At 73.0% G+C, this 13,768-nt stretch carries 14 protein-coding genes; 12 read left to right on the forward strand and 2 right to left on the reverse strand.

Going from position 1 to position 13,768, the window contains the following annotated elements:
* Positions 1-921: 921 nt before the first annotated feature.
* Positions 922-1,674 carry a serine protease gene (locus tag ACZ6JT_RS07425; RefSeq protein ID WP_469209567.1) on the reverse strand — a complete coding sequence of 251 codons (753 nt, stop codon included), beginning with the start codon at positions 1,672-1,674 and terminating at the stop codon, positions 922-924.
* Positions 1,675-1,847: 173 nt separating this feature from the next.
* Here ACZ6JT_RS07425 and ACZ6JT_RS07430 point away from each other — a divergent pair, with 173 nt between their 5' ends.
* The 3 genes from ACZ6JT_RS07430 to ACZ6JT_RS07440 all read left to right on the forward strand — a co-directional run bounded on the left by ACZ6JT_RS07430 (position 1,848) and on the right by ACZ6JT_RS07440 (position 3,928).
* Complete coding sequence (locus ACZ6JT_RS07430; protein WP_469208273.1) at positions 1,848-2,768, forward strand: hypothetical protein; 921 nt, start codon at positions 1,848-1,850, stop codon at positions 2,766-2,768.
* A gap of 133 nt (positions 2,769-2,901) precedes the next feature.
* On the forward strand, positions 2,902-3,597 hold the full coding sequence (locus ACZ6JT_RS07435) for an HAD family acid phosphatase (protein WP_469208275.1): 696 nt from the start codon (positions 2,902-2,904) through the stop codon (positions 3,595-3,597).
* Positions 3,598-3,652: 55 nt separating this feature from the next.
* Positions 3,653-3,928 carry a hypothetical protein gene (locus ACZ6JT_RS07440; RefSeq protein ID WP_469208277.1) on the forward strand — a complete coding sequence of 92 codons (276 nt, stop codon included), beginning with the start codon at positions 3,653-3,655 and terminating at the stop codon, positions 3,926-3,928.
* A gap of 67 nt (positions 3,929-3,995) precedes the next feature.
* On the opposite strand, the gene ACZ6JT_RS07445 is transcribed toward ACZ6JT_RS07440, so the two are convergent.
* Positions 3,996-5,276, reverse strand: coding sequence for a Gfo/Idh/MocA family protein (locus ACZ6JT_RS07445; RefSeq protein ID WP_469208278.1), 1,281 nt, complete (start codon positions 5,274-5,276; stop codon positions 3,996-3,998).
* A 404-nt stretch (positions 5,277-5,680) separates the two neighbouring features.
* Between ACZ6JT_RS07445 and ACZ6JT_RS07450 the strand changes: the two genes are divergently transcribed.
* The 9 genes from ACZ6JT_RS07450 (at position 5,681) to ACZ6JT_RS07490 (ending at position 13,728) form a co-directional block, all read left to right on the forward strand.
* Positions 5,681-6,205, forward strand: a complete 525-nt coding sequence (locus ACZ6JT_RS07450) for a flavin reductase family protein (RefSeq protein ID WP_469208281.1) — start codon at positions 5,681-5,683, stop codon at positions 6,203-6,205.
* Positions 6,202-6,654 (forward strand): chorismate mutase, encoded by a 453-nt coding sequence (locus ACZ6JT_RS07455; protein ID WP_469208283.1) that lies wholly within the window; start codon positions 6,202-6,204, stop codon positions 6,652-6,654. The genes ACZ6JT_RS07450 and ACZ6JT_RS07455 overlap by 4 nt, the downstream gene beginning before the upstream one ends.
* Positions 6,655-6,711: 57 nt before the next feature.
* Positions 6,712-8,214 (forward strand): FAD-binding oxidoreductase, encoded by a 1,503-nt coding sequence (locus tag ACZ6JT_RS07460; protein WP_469208285.1) that lies wholly within the window; start codon positions 6,712-6,714, stop codon positions 8,212-8,214.
* A 44-nt stretch (positions 8,215-8,258) separates the two neighbouring features.
* Positions 8,259-9,437, forward strand: a complete 1,179-nt coding sequence (locus tag ACZ6JT_RS07465; RefSeq protein WP_469208287.1) for an acyl-CoA dehydrogenase family protein — start codon at positions 8,259-8,261, stop codon at positions 9,435-9,437.
* Positions 9,438-9,467: 30 nt separating this feature from the next.
* Positions 9,468-10,430: a methionyl-tRNA formyltransferase gene (locus tag ACZ6JT_RS07470; protein WP_469208289.1), complete on the forward strand. Its 963-nt coding sequence runs from the start codon at positions 9,468-9,470 to the stop codon at positions 10,428-10,430.
* A gap of 3 nt (positions 10,431-10,433) precedes the next feature.
* Complete coding sequence (locus ACZ6JT_RS07475) at positions 10,434-10,940, forward strand: cupin domain-containing protein (protein ID WP_469208291.1); 507 nt, start codon at positions 10,434-10,436, stop codon at positions 10,938-10,940.
* A gap of 61 nt (positions 10,941-11,001) precedes the next feature.
* Positions 11,002-11,595, forward strand: a complete 594-nt coding sequence (locus tag ACZ6JT_RS07480) for a TetR/AcrR family transcriptional regulator (RefSeq protein WP_385814969.1) — start codon at positions 11,002-11,004, stop codon at positions 11,593-11,595.
* Positions 11,596-11,738: 143 nt separating this feature from the next.
* Complete coding sequence (locus ACZ6JT_RS07485) at positions 11,739-12,929, forward strand: MFS transporter (protein WP_469208294.1); 1,191 nt, start codon at positions 11,739-11,741, stop codon at positions 12,927-12,929.
* 46 nt (positions 12,930-12,975) lie between these two features.
* Positions 12,976-13,728, forward strand: coding sequence for an SDR family NAD(P)-dependent oxidoreductase (locus ACZ6JT_RS07490; RefSeq protein ID WP_469209569.1), 753 nt, complete (start codon positions 12,976-12,978; stop codon positions 13,726-13,728).
* The last annotated feature ends 40 nt before the right edge of the window (positions 13,729-13,768 follow it).

The following is a 13,768-nucleotide window of genomic DNA, read 5'->3' on the forward strand; positions in this document are numbered from 1 at the left end:
CCCCCCCCCCCCCCCCCCCCCCCCCCCCCCCCCCCCCCCCCCCCCCCCCCCCCCCCCCCCCCCCCCCCCCCCCCCCCCCCCCCCCCCCCCCCCGCGCCGGGGCGTCTCCTCGGGCGCCGAACGTGACGAGGGGTCGGACAGCGCGGCGGCAGTGCGTTCGACGCCCTGCGGGGATCACCCCGACACACACCCACCCCCACCCCAACCGACCCGGCTGACCCCCCCAACCCCTGCACCCCTCGGCTGCGCCGCACCACCCACCCGTGCCGCACCACCCACCCGTGCCGCACCATCCAGCCTCCGCCGCACCGATCCAGCCCTCGCCGCGCAAATTCAGCCCCGCCGGCGTTTGAGGCGCGGGGTCCGGGGCGGAGCCCCGATCTTTGAGCCGCACCGTCCAGCCGTGCCGCACCATCCGGCCTCCGCCGCACCCATTCAGCCCCGCCGGCGTTTGAGGCGCGGGGTCCGGGGCGGAGCTCCGGTTCTTGAGCCGCACCGTCCGGCTGGGCCGCTCGCCGGCGATTGAGGGGCGGGGCCGCGGGCTTTGCGCCGGGCTGGCCAGCCGGGCCGTCGGCGCAGAGGGCGGGCGGGACGAGGGAGTCGCCCCGCGGACCGCTTCAACCGGCATGGCCGGGCTGGCGTCCTTCAGGAGGAAGCCGGACTCCGCCGTGGAGTGCCGCGGGTGGTGAGGAGGACGATGTGCGGAGTGTCGCTGCCGGACCGGCGCCGGGTCGCTTCGGGGCCGTCGGGACGGTGCTCCGCGACGACCTCGCTGATCGCCGCGCGCCGCCTGCCCCGCTCTCGCCCGCCGCTGCCGCCGGTGCGTGCGTCGGCCCGCGACCGCACGGCGCTTGGACCGAGCCCGCGCGTCCTTCCGGCCGGGTCGCGCCGTGCGCGCCCGGTCGGAAGGACGCGGGAGTGCTACATGCTCGCCGCGGCGCTCTTGATCGCGGCGGCGAAGGTGGAGACCTCGGTGTAGACGCCGGGGTAGTTCGGGCGGGCGCAGCCTTCGCCCCAGCTGACGATGCCGACCTGGATCCAGGCGTTGTTGTTGTCGCGGCGGAACATGGGGCCGCCGGAGTCGCCCTGGCAGGTGTCGACGCCGCCCTGGGGCAGGCCGGCGCAGATCTCCTCGGCGGGGACGAGGTCGCTGCCGTAGGAGGACTGGCAGCTGGCGTCGGAGACGAAGGGGACGTTGGCCTTCAGGAGGTAGCGCTGCTGGGCGCCGCCTTCGCGGGCGGCGCCCCAGCCGGCGACGGTGAAGGTGCCGTTGTCGTAGGCCTTCGTGTCGGCGATCTTGAGGGTGGGGAGGTTGATGGGCTTGGCGAGCTTGATCAGGGCCCAGTCCTTGCCCTTGCCGTTGTAGCCGGGGGCCTGGAGGACCTTGGTGGACTTGACCTTGATGGCGCTGGAGCTGTTGAGGTCGACGACTCCGGCGGTGGCGGTGATGGAGGTGTTGTTGCCGGAGCCGTTCACACAGTGGGCGGCGGTGAGGACGATCTGCTGGGTGTAGAGGGCGCCGCCGCAGCCCATGGAGAGGCGCACCATGAAGGGGAACTCGCCCTGGGCGGCACGGGTGCCGCCGACGACGGGGGCCGTGCCGGCGGAGGCGGAGCCGGGCTGGAGGCTGACCGCCGCGAGGGCGACGGCTCCGACGGCGAGGCTGCGCTTCATGAACTGCACAAGGGTGGTCACAGTCAACACACTGCCTTTCGTGGGGGGTTGGGCCGTGCGTGTCATCGGGTGAATGACGGGTCCATGACACATCAGCGGTATGGGCGCCATCAAGAACGCATTTTCGGCCAATCATCCGTTCGGACGGCAGGGATTGCGGCGAAGGGGACGCGATGACGCACAACGGTGGGCCCGGAGGTCCGATCGAGCACGGATTTCCGCATCTGGCGACGGTGCGCGCCTCGATCACCGCGCTCTTCCGCCGCTTGTCGGCGGAGGGGATCCGCGCCTACGCCACGAGCGTCGCGCCCGCCGACGCCGCCTTCGACGCCGCCGACGACCTGCACCTGGGCGCGCAGCGGGTGGCCTCGGCGATGGTGCGCGCCCTCCGGCTGCCCGATGCGCGCATGGTGGTCGCCTTCCGGCCGATGGAGCAGGCGGCCACCGTGGAACTGGCCGCGGGCCCCGAGTACTTCGTGGAGGTCAGCGACCGCTTCCGTACCCACCGCCGGGACCTTGCGGCCGCCCTGTCCCACGAGGTCACCCACGTCCTGCTGCACCGGCTCGGCCTGCGCTTCCCCGGCACCGCGGCGAACGAGATCCTCACCGACACCGCCGCCGTCTACCTCGGGGCGGGCTGGCTGCTGCTCGACGCCTACCGCGAGGACGCGCTCACCCACCAGAAGTTCGGCTACCTCACACCGGAGGAGTTCGGCTACGTCCTCGCCCGACGGGCCGCCCTGTTCGACGAGGACCCCTCCACGTGGTTCACCAGCCCGCAGGCGTACGAGGCGTACGTGCGCGGGCGCGCGCAAGCCGAGCGGGACCACCGGCGACCCCCGCTGGCGGCCGCGGGCCCGCTGGCGCGGCGGCGGTACGCGAAGGCCCGGCGCACCGGAGCCACCCCGGGGGACGGGCCGGCGGCCGGACCGGCCGAGGGGGCCCCGTACCGCTTCGAGCGCGAGGACTCCGGGCCCGGGGTGCGGGTGAGCTTCCCGTGCCCGGTGTGCGGGCAGCGGCTGCGGCTGCCCGTGCGCGGGCGACTCCGGGCCCGGTGCGGCCTGTGCCGCACCGTCCTCGACTGCGAGACCTAGCAACCCGGGGTATCCGGACGATCTTCATTCACCGGTCGGCCACGAAAAGTTTCTTACCGGCCAGTAGACAGGGGAGCGGATCTCGCCAACTCTGGTCGCGTACACGTCAATTCGTGACCGAGGAGCGCCCCCCATGCGCAGCACCCGCCGCACCCGTATGTCCCGTACCACCGCCGTCGGCGTGGCCGCGGTAGCCACCGTCATGACGCTGGTTCCGGCCACCGCCGCCCAGGCGGCCCCCGCCGCCGCGCCCGCCCCGGCGCCCGTGGCCGTCTCCGCGTCCGGGTCCGCGTCCGCGTCCGCCCCCGGCGGCAACGCGGCGATCCTCGGCATCGACTACGCCACCTGGCAGCGGGCCGTGGCCGCCGCCGTCGACGCGGCCCGCCCCGCCATCGAGCAGCGCATCGCCGCCTCGCCCGCCGGCGAGAAGCCGGCCCTCGTCCTCGACATCGACAACACCTCGCTGGAGACGGACTTCCACTGGTTCTGGACGTTCCCGACCCCGGCCATCGCCAAGGTGCGCGACCTGACCCAGTACGCGAACGCCCACGGAGTCGCCGTCTTCTTCGTCACCGCCCGCCCGGGGATCATCCACTCCCTCACCGAGCGCAACCTCAAGGCCGTCGGCTACCCGGTCTCGGGGCTCTACGTCCGCGACCTGCCCGACCTGTTCGACGAGGTGAGCGCCTACAAGACGGGCAAGCGCGCGGAGATCGAGGCCCGCGGCTACACGATCATCGCCAACATCGGCAACAGCCCCACCGACCTCGTCGGCGGTCACGCCGAGCGCACCGTCAAGCTGCCGGACTACAACGGCAAACTGTCCTGACCCCCGAGGGTTCGAGCGCCGCGCGGTGCCGGACGGGGCCGAGGTGGTCTGCCCGGTGCCCTCCCGGGTCGGCGGCCGGATGCCCGCCCGCTCCACGGCCGCAGGCACGGCGATCCTCGCCTTCGGCGACCCGGGGGCGGTGGAGCACGCCCCGGCCCGGGGCCTGCGGCCGCGCACGGACCGGACGCCGATCAGGCCGCTCGCGCCGCGCGCCGAGCCGGCGGCGCGGGCCGTCTTCGAACGGTCGCAGGGCCTGGAGCCGGCGGTCTCGGAACAGGCGAGGGACAACATGTGGGCCGGCTGCGGTTCAGCGAGTGGATGGAGCGGGTAGTCCTATCCCACCGCAAGAAACGAAGACCCGGTCCCGACCCCTCGCCAGGGGGCCGGGCCCGCTTCGTTTACGGCTCCTGGACGGGCGGCTCCACCGGCTCCACCGGCTCCACCGTGCCGGAGCAGCGGGCCCGTTCGGCGGCCAGCACCGTCAGGTGGCTGGTGAGCGACTCCCACGGGCCCGACCTGACCAGGCCCGGGTCGCCGGTGGCGACAGCCGCCACGAAGGCGTCCATGAGTCCGGCGTCGCCGCCGCCGTGGCCGCCCGCGGCGTCCATCGGGCCGCCCTCGCCGATGGCGACCTGCTCCTCGGTGCGGGTCAGGAAGTCGTAGACCGTGATGCCTCGGCCGTCGCCCCGCAGTTCGCCGCGGGTTCCGAAGATCCGGGTCTGGCGGTCCGCCCGCTCGGTGAAGGCGGTCATGGTGAAGGTGGCCGTCGCCCCGGAGTCGAACTCCATGGCCACCACCTGGTGGTCGACGACGTCGTTGTCGCACGCGTACACGCACCGCCCGTAGGGCCCCTCCCGCAGGGCGGTCTCCAGGGCCTGCGGGGTGAACTCGTCGACCAGCACGCTCAGCGGCCAGCGGTGGCGGCCGTCGGCCAGCCGGTCCCCGTACTCGCGTGCCGCGGAGTACGGGCAGTCGGCCTCCACCGCGCAGTCCAGGCAGCGGTCCGCCGCACCCGGCGGCCGGTTCTCGGGCCGGAAGTGGGAGAGGCGGCCGAAGCTGGAGACCCGTACGGGCGGGCGCCCCAGCACGTACTGGAGCCAGTCGAGGTCGTGGCAGGACTTGGCCATCAGCATGGTCGTCGCCTCGTCCGCCCGCCGCCAGTTGCCCCGGACGAAGGAATGGGCCTGGTGCCAGAAACCGACCGGCTCCAGGTGCTGGACGCTCACGACGTCGCCGATGCGGCCGGAGTCGACGACGCCTTTGAGGGTCCGCGTGTAGGGCGTGTAGCGCAGGACGTGCCCGACGGAGAGGATCACGCCGGCCCGCTCGACGGCGTCGACGATGCGCCGGCACTCGTCCTCCGTGAGGGCCATCGGCTTCTCCAGCATGATGTGGTAGCCGAGCGCGGCGAACGCGAGGACGGGCTCCAGGTGGTCGCGGTCCAGGGTGCAGACGAGCACCGCGTCCGCGATCCGGCCGAGGGCGGCCAGCTCCCGCCAGTCGCCGAGCACGTGCCGGGCGTCGATGGCGTGGGCGGCGGCCAGCCGCTCCCGCCGCGGCGCGCGCGGTTCGGCGACCGCGACCACCCGGGCCCGGTCCGGATGGGCCAGGGCCCATCCGGCGTGGCCGCTCCCCCGGTCCCCCGCCCCGACGACGGCGAGCGTGATGGTGTCGGACATGGGCCCAGCCCCGCTTCCCGAACCGGTTGCCGTGCGCAGCAAGCGCTTTGCCGGAGAAGCTAGCGGCCGCGCGTCCTGCCCGACAGCCCCTTCACCCGTACGGGATCCGCGCGGCCGGGGGCCTCGTTGCGCCACCGGACCGCCGACCGCCCAGCCCGTCGCGCCCCGGCCGGGGTGCGTGCACCGCGCCACCGCAGGCAGCCGTACCTCCTGCGCGTCCCGCGCGTCGAGGCCCTCGTAGAGCCTGTCGCCGCTCCGGGCCGAGCCGCCTCGCTCCGTTAACTCCATGGTCCAACGACCGTTTCGATTGCGTTAAGGGCCGTCAGTAGCCCCCTGACCTGGGTTTCGATCGTTACTAAACTCTGTTAAGTTTTCTTCTGCCGATAACTCCTGAGGAGGGGGAAATGGCCACAACTCTGGGCCCCGCCATGCCCGTACCGGACGATCTCCGGTCGGTGATGCGCCTGTTCCCGACCGGCGTCACCGTGCTGTCGTCGGGACAGGGCGCACACGCGGCGGCGATGACCGCCAACTCGTTCGTCTCGATCTCGCTCGAACCGCCCCGCGTCCTGGTCTCCGTCATGAAGTCCTCCCGGACCTACCCGGCGATCGACACGACCGGGGAGTTCCAGGTCCACCTGCTCTCCGACCGACAGGGCGACCTGGCGCGGCTGTTCGCCTCCCGCGACAAGCCGTTCGGGCGGGAGCTGGACACGCACTTCACCACCGAGGGCGAGGGCGTGGAGGCCCGCCCGTACCTGCCCGGCGCCCTGGCCTCCCTCGGCTGCCGGATCGAGGAGCGGTTCCCCGGCGGGGACCACACGCTGTTCCTCGGGCGCGTCGAACACGTGCGCCCCGGCGAGGACACCGGAGGGGCGCTGCTGTTCCACCGGGGCCGGCTCACCCCCGCCCCGGCGGGCGCGGAGTGAGCCGCGGGGCCGCGGCCGGACCGGCCGCCCCCGCCGCACGGGCCGCGTCGTCGGCCGTACCCGCCGTACGCGCCGTACCCGCCGTACGCGCCGTACCCGCCGTACGCGCCGTTCGCGGCGCGACCTCGGTGGCCGAGGACACACCCCGGCACATCGCCGCCGCCACCCGCGCGCTCGTGGGCGAACTCCTGGCCCGCAACGGCCTGGAGCGCGAGGCCGTCATCAGTCTGCTCTTCACCTGCAGCCCGGACCTCACCAGCGACACCCCGGCCCTCGCCCTGCGCGAGGACGGCTGGGAGGTGCCCGCGCTGTGCGCGGCCGACACCGCCTGGGCCGGCGCGCCGGCCCGCACCGTACGCGTCCTGGCCCACGTCACCTCGTGCGGCCCGCTCGCGCCCGTCTACCTCGGGGACTCCGCGCCCACCCGTCCCGCACAGTCCCCCGCGTAGTCAGTCCCACCCGTCGTCCACCTCACCGACCACCCACATCACGATCGAGGTCGAGGCATGCCAGACCCGTACCTGTACCCGGATCTCAAGGCCGTGCTGGAAGAACTCCGGCAGGCCCTCGGCGCGGAGCGCGTGCGGCACGACGCCGCCGCCGGACCGCTGCCGCCGGACCCCAACGTCTCCGCGTTCGCCCCGCGCGACACCCGTGCCGTCCTGCGCCCCGGCTCCGTCGCCGACGTACGCGCCCTGGTCGGCGCCTTCCACCGGGCCAAGGCCTCGGGCAGCGAACTCCCCGGCCTCCAGCCCGTCTCCACCGGCCGCAACTGGGGACTCGGCTCCAAGGAGCCGGCCGCCGGCCCCGTCGTACGCGTCGAACTGGACGGGCTCGACGCCCTGCGCGCACTCGACACCGAAGCGGGCTACGCGGTCGTCGAGCCGGGCGTCACCCAGAAGGAACTCTCCGAACTGCTGTCCGGCACCGGGCGGATGCTGAACGTTACCGCGTCCTCCGGCCACACCAGCGTCCTCGGCAACACCGTGGACCGCGGGGTCGGCCTGCGCCACCAGCGCACCGAGGACCTGCTCGGCCTGGAGGTCGTCCTGCCCGACGGCGCGGTCGCGCACATCGGCTGGTGGCCCGGCGACGCCGCGCACGGCAAGGGCGACGGCTTCAACCCGCTGGGCCTCGGCCCCAGCCTGCTGCACCTGTTCACCCAGTCCGACCTCGGCATCGTCACCGCCGCCGTGGTCCGGCTGCTGCCACGCCCGCAGCGCCAGAGCACCGTCCGCGCGGGATTCCACCGCGAGACGCTGCACCGGGCCGTCGACGCGCTGCGCGTCTGGAAGGCGAACGGCCTGATCGCCGGCGTGATCAAGGTGTACGACACCGCCTCGACCGCCACGTACGGCGGCGGGGACACCGCCGGCGGCTACGTCGCCCACCTGAGCGTGGAGGGCACCGAGCGCTCGGCCGCCGCCCTCAAGGCGGCCCTGCTGGCCGAGATGGCCGAGACGGGCCTGTTCACCTCGGTCACCTCCAGCGACGAGGAGCCGCCCGCCGACGAGGACGTCGTCGCCCACGTGGTGCACGCGGCCTACAGCGGTTCGGTCGCGCACAACGAACGGATGCTCGCCTCGGCCACCGGCGCCGCCGCCGGGCGGGTGGACGCCGACGGCAACGGCTGGCTGTTCTTCCTGCCGTTCCTTCCCTTCGACGGCGCCTCGGTGGTCCGGGCCCTGGACATCCTCGACCGCATCCACCTGGCCACCGGCATCCGGCCCGGTTCCACGGTCAACGCCCTCGACGCCGACGTCATCGACCTCGTCGTGTCCTTCCCCTTCGACCGCGCCACCCAGACCGAGGCCGCCCACCGGGCACTCGACCTCGCCCACCTCTGGTTCGGCGAGGCGGGCCTGCGCCCCTACCGGCTCGACTCCGGCCACTCCCGGGCGGCCACCGGTACGGCCGCGACCGCCGAGACCGCCGAGACCGCCCTCCAGCGCGCCCTGCGCGAGGCCGTCGACCCGCACGGGGTCATGGCTGCCGGCCGCTACGCATGACCGCCGCCCCGTCCCGCCCGCCCCGCACCCCTGATGAGAACGTGATGACGACGACGCCGTACGTACCCGACACCGCCGAAGCGATCCTCGACCGCGCCCGTGCGCTCGTGCCCGTCCTGCGGGAGAGCTCCCCGCGCATCGAGGCCGAGCGCCGGCTGCCCGAGGACATCGTCGAACTGCTGCGCGGGGCCGGTGTGTTCCGTGCCGCCATGCCCAAGACCTGGGGCGGCCCGGAGCTGACCTCGATGCAGCAGGCCGAGCTGCTGGAGATCCTTTCCGCCGGTGACGTCTCCGTCGGCTGGTGCGCGATGATCGGCATGGACTCCGGCATCTACTCCGGCTACCTCGACGACGAGGTCGCCCGCGGCATGTGGCCCACGCTCGACATGGCCAACTCCGGCTGGATCTATCCGCAGGGCAAGGCGGTCCGGGTGCCCGGCGGCTTCCGGGTCACCGGCCGCTGGAAGTTCGGCTCCGGCTCCTCGCACTGCGACTGGCTGGGCGCCGGCGTCCACGTCTTCGGCGAGGACGGCGAGCCGGAGGCCGACCCGGTGACCGGCGCCGCGCGGCACTGGCGGGTGATGATCGCCCGCCCCGGCGACTACGAGTTCCACGACACCTGGCACACCACCGGCCTGGCCGGTTCCGGTTCGCAGGACTACTCCTGCACCGACCTGTTCGTGCCCGAGGAGCGCTCCTTCTCCTTCTCCGAGCCCAGGCGGACCGGCCCGCTGCACGCCACCCCGGACGCCATCCTGCGCAAGATGCCGGGCATCCCGCTCGGCATGGCGCGCGCCGCGCTGGACCACGTACGCGAGCTGGCCGCACAGCGGACCGACCGCGAGACCGGTGTGCCGTGGCGCGAGGACTACCGGATCCAGTCGGCGATCGCCCGCCTGGAGGGCGAGCTGATCGCCGCCCGCGCCGGTGTGTACACCACCCTGCGGGTGCAGTGGGACGCGCTCGCCTCCGGGGACGTGCTGAGCGACGACGCCCGCGTGGCCACGGCCATCGCCCGGCGCCACGCCTTCCGGACGGCGCGCTCCATCGTCCACGAGCTCTTCGACCTCGTCGGCGGGTCGTCCGTCTACAAGCCCAACCCGCTGGACCGGTGGCTGCGCGACGCCAACACCATGTGCCAGCACGCCGTCGCCCAGGACTCCGTCCTCCAGCTCACCGGCAAGGTCCTGCTGGGCGGTTCCTCCACCTCCCCGTTCTTCTAGAGACCGAGACGAGAGAAGCGTCCGACCGTCATGGATTCCATACGTGTTGTGCTGTTCACCGAAGTCAACTCCAAACTCGGATCACCCTTCCTGAGCATCCTGCACGGCCACCCGAACGTGGAGCTGGCCGCCCTGGTCACCTCGCCGCCCGGGAAGCTGTGCGCGTACTTCACCGATGACGAGGAAGCCGTCGACGTCGCCGACCAGGCGCGCGCCCTGGGCGTACGCGTCCTGCGCCCGCGCTCGGTGAACGACCCCGACGCCGTGGAGGCTCTGGCCGCCCTGGAAGCCGACTACTTCCTCGTCGGCAACTTCCAGCAGCTGCTGAAGGCTCCGCTGCTCGCCCTGCCGCGCCGCACCGCGGTCAACTTCCATCCCTCGCCGCTGCCGGAGTTCGCGGGGCTGGCGCCCTTCTACTGGATGGTCCGCGAGGGGGCCGCGGAGAGCTCGGTCTCCGCCATCGAGATGGGTGTCGAACTCGACGACGGTGACCTGCTGATGCAGCACCACATCCCGCTCTCGGGCCGTGAGACCGGCTTGGAGCTGCGCACCATGCAGGAGCGCGCCAACGTCCTGATGCTGCTCGACCTGATCCCGCACCTGGTGGAGGGCACCCTGGAGCGCACGCCCCAGGACCTGTCCCGCCGCTCCTACTACGGGCGGCCCCGCGACGAGCACTACCGGCTCGACTTCGGCCTGCCCGCCGCCGTGGTGGAACGCCACGTACGGGCCGCCTACCGCCATCCCGGTGCCTGGTTCACCGCCCCCGGCGGGCAGCGCATCCGGCTGCTGTCGGCGGCGTACGGCGAGGGCGGCGGGCCCGCGCCCGGTGGGCGGCCGCCCGGCGCGCTGGTGCGCCACGGCGGCGGGCTGTACGTGGCGTGCGCGGACGGCGAGTGGCTGCGGCTGGTCACGGTGGAATGCGGTGGACGCGAGGTGGCGGTCGACGACCCGGCCCTCGCGCTCCTCGGCGAAGCGACGACGGTGGGTTGAGAGATGTCTTTGTTCGAAGCGACGCAGCAGGCCGAGGTGCCCACCGAGGTGCGGCGGGTCCTGCACGTCCCGGCCGGTGGCGGCAAGGCCACCTGGCTGTCCGGTGACGTCTACAGCGTCAAGGCGGGCGCGGTCGAGACCGGCGGTTCCATCGCCGTGCTGGAGGCGTCCGTACCGCCCGGCGGCGGGCCTCCGCCGCACCGCCACGCCGACGAGGACGAGGCCTTCTACGTCCTGGACGGCCGGCTGACCATCCGCGTCGGCGCGAACACGTACGAGGCGGCCACCGGCGACTTCGTGTTCGTGCCGCGGGGCACGGCGCACCAGTTCCACAACCACTCCCTGCACACGGCGAAACTGCTGCTGATCTTCACGCCGGGCGGGGTGGAGAACTTCTTCCTGGAGGCCGGTACGGAGCCCACTCCGGGTGTGCCGGTGCCGGTGGAGGACCCTCCGGGGGTGGCCGAGGTGGGGGCGCGGTACGGCGTGATTCCGGCCGCTTTCGACTGAGACCGGACGGTCGTGCCGCCTTTCTGAAACGAACGGTTGGGAATGGGGTAGCCTCGTGCTCATGGCAAGGCCCAAGGAGTTCGACCCGCAGACCGCCCTCGTGGCGGCCATGGAGCTCTTCCGCCGCCAGGGGTACGAGGCCACCTCGATCCAGGACCTGGTGGACGCGCTGGGCATCAACCGCTCCAGCATGTACGCCGCCTACGGTTCCAAGCACGACCTCTACCTCAAGGCGCTGGACCTGTACTGCGCCGTCGAGGCGGACCGGGCCCGGCAGAACCTCGCCGAGTCCGACGAGGGTCCCGCCCTGCCGGTCCTGCGCGCCTTCCTCCTCTCCTACGTGGACTCCGCGCTGGCCGATCCGCTGCGCGGCGGGTGCATGGTCACCCACGGCGTGCTGGAGCGGCTGCCGGGGGACGCGAAGGCCGCCGAACGGCTCGGCGGAGCGCTGGGTTCCCTGGAGGAGGCCTTCGCCTACCTCCTGCTGCGGGCCCGGGTGGCCGGGGAGCTCGCGCCCGGCACCGACGTGCGCTCCACCGCCCGCCTCCTGGTCACCCTCACCCAGGGGCTGCGCGTCATGGAGCGGGCGGCGGACCGGGCCTACCTGACCCAGGTCGTCGACGAGGCCCTCAAGGGCCTGTCCTGTACCGGCTGACACCCGTCCGACGTCCGGCCCGGCGGTCCGACCGGCCGACCGGCTGACTGACTGACTGACCCGCAATCACCGTGCTCTGCCCCTGGGTCGCGCCTGCCCAAGTTCTGGAACGATCGTTTAGTTATAGAAAGGTGGTGACGGCCGTGCCCAAGGCCGTGTACGTCCTCGCCCTCGGCATCTTCGCCATGGTCACCAGCGAATTCGTGGTGGCCGGCCTGATGCCCCAGATTTCCGAGGGACTCGGGGCCACCATTCCCCAAGTCGGCTATCTGATCACCGCGTTCGCCGTGGCCATGGCCCTCGGCGGGCCGTTCCTGGCCACCGCCGTGCTCAAACTCCCGCACAAGAGCGCCCTGATGGTGCTGTTCGCGGTCTTCCTCGCCGGCAACGTCCTGGCCGCCCTGTCCACCGACTACGTGACGATGGCCATCGGGCGCGTCATCACGGGCGTCGCCTCCTCCGCCTTCTTCGGCGTCTCGCTCTCGGTCGTCGCCGAGATCACCAAGCCGGAGATGCGCGGCAAGGCGATCGGCGCCGCCATGAACGGGCTGATGCTCGGCACCCTGCTCGGCCTGCCCATCTCCACCTTCGTCGGCGGCCAGTTCGGCTGGCGGGCGGCGTTCTGGGCGATCTCGGGGCTGACCGTGCTCGCGGCCCTTGCCACGATCGCCGGCGTCCCGTCCGTGACCGGCGCCGAAGGGGCGCACGGCCCCTCGGTGAAGGAGGAGATGCGCGCCTTCAAGAACCCGCGCCTGTGGCTGGTGTTCTCCACCTCCACGCTGATCATCGGCGCCACCTTCTCCGCCTTCAGCTACTTCACGCCGATCCTCACCGAGCTCACCGGCTTCAGCGAGGGCTCGGTCCCCTGGCTGCTGGTCGCCTACGGAGCCGCGACCGTCGTCGGCAACAACATCGTCGGGCGCTTCGCCGACAAGCACACCATCGTGACCCAGCTCGTCGGGCTCGGCCTCAACATGGTCTTCCTGGCCGGTTTCGCCGTCTTCGCGGAGGTCACCGCGCCCGCGCTGATCTTCATGATGGGCATCGGCCTGGTCGGCGTCACGATGAACCCCTGCATGATCACCCGGGTCCAGCGCACCGCGAATGCCCGCCCGCTGGTCAACACCGTGCACTCCTCCTTCATCACTCTCGGCATCGTCATCGGCTCCTGGCTCGGCGGTGTCGGCATCAACGCCTACGGGCTCCGGGCCCCGCTCGTACTCGGCGTGATCATGGCCTTCCTCGGCCTGTTCACCCTCCTGCCGGACCTGCGCGCCAAGAAGGACGGCGGCGGCGCCACGGCCGCCCCCGAGCCGCAGGCCGCCACGGCCTGAGCCCGCCACCCTTGCCCCTCGCCCCACTCCCCCGCACAGAAAAGGAATCAATGTGACCACCACCCTCCACGGAGTGGCCCTCGTGACCGGCGGCTCGCGCGGCATCGGCGCCGAGATCGCCCGTACGCTCGCCGCCCACGGCGCCGACGTGGCGATCACCTACCGCTCCAACAAGGAACAGGCCGAGGAGGTCGCCGGGCAGGTACGGGCCCTCGGGCGGCGCGCCGTGGCCGTCGAGGCCGACGCCGCCGACGCCGGGGCCGTGACGGCCGCGGTGGAGCAGGTCGTGCGCGAACTGGGCCCCGTGCGCATCCTCGTCAACAACGCCGGCTACGCGGACATGACCTGCCCGCCGCTCGCGGAGGTGCCGCTGGCCACCCTCAACCGGACGCTCGACGTCAACGTCCGCGGCGCCTTCCTGACCGCGCAGGCCGTCTCCGTGGCCATGCCCGACGGCGGCCGCATCGTCAACGTCGGCTCCTGCCTCGCCACGCAGGTCCCCGCCCCGGGCTTCACCCCGTACGCCATGTCGAAGGCGGCGATCCACGGCCTGACCGTGGGCCTCGCCCGCGACCTGGGCGAGCGCGCCATCACCGTCAACCAGGTGGCGCCCGGCTCCGTCGACACCGACATGAACCCGGCCGACGGCCCGTCCGCCGACTTCCAGCGCGGCCTGAACGTCTTCGGCCGCTACGGCCGGGCCGCGGAGATCGCGAGCGCGGTCCTCTACCTGGCGAGCGACGAGGCCTCCTTCGTCACGGGCACCACGCTGACCGTCGACGGCGGCGCCAACGCCTGACCGGCGGGACGCACCACCCCCTGGACGCCGGGCCCCGGAG

Source organism: Streptomyces sp. NPDC046308 (assembly GCF_055588065.1).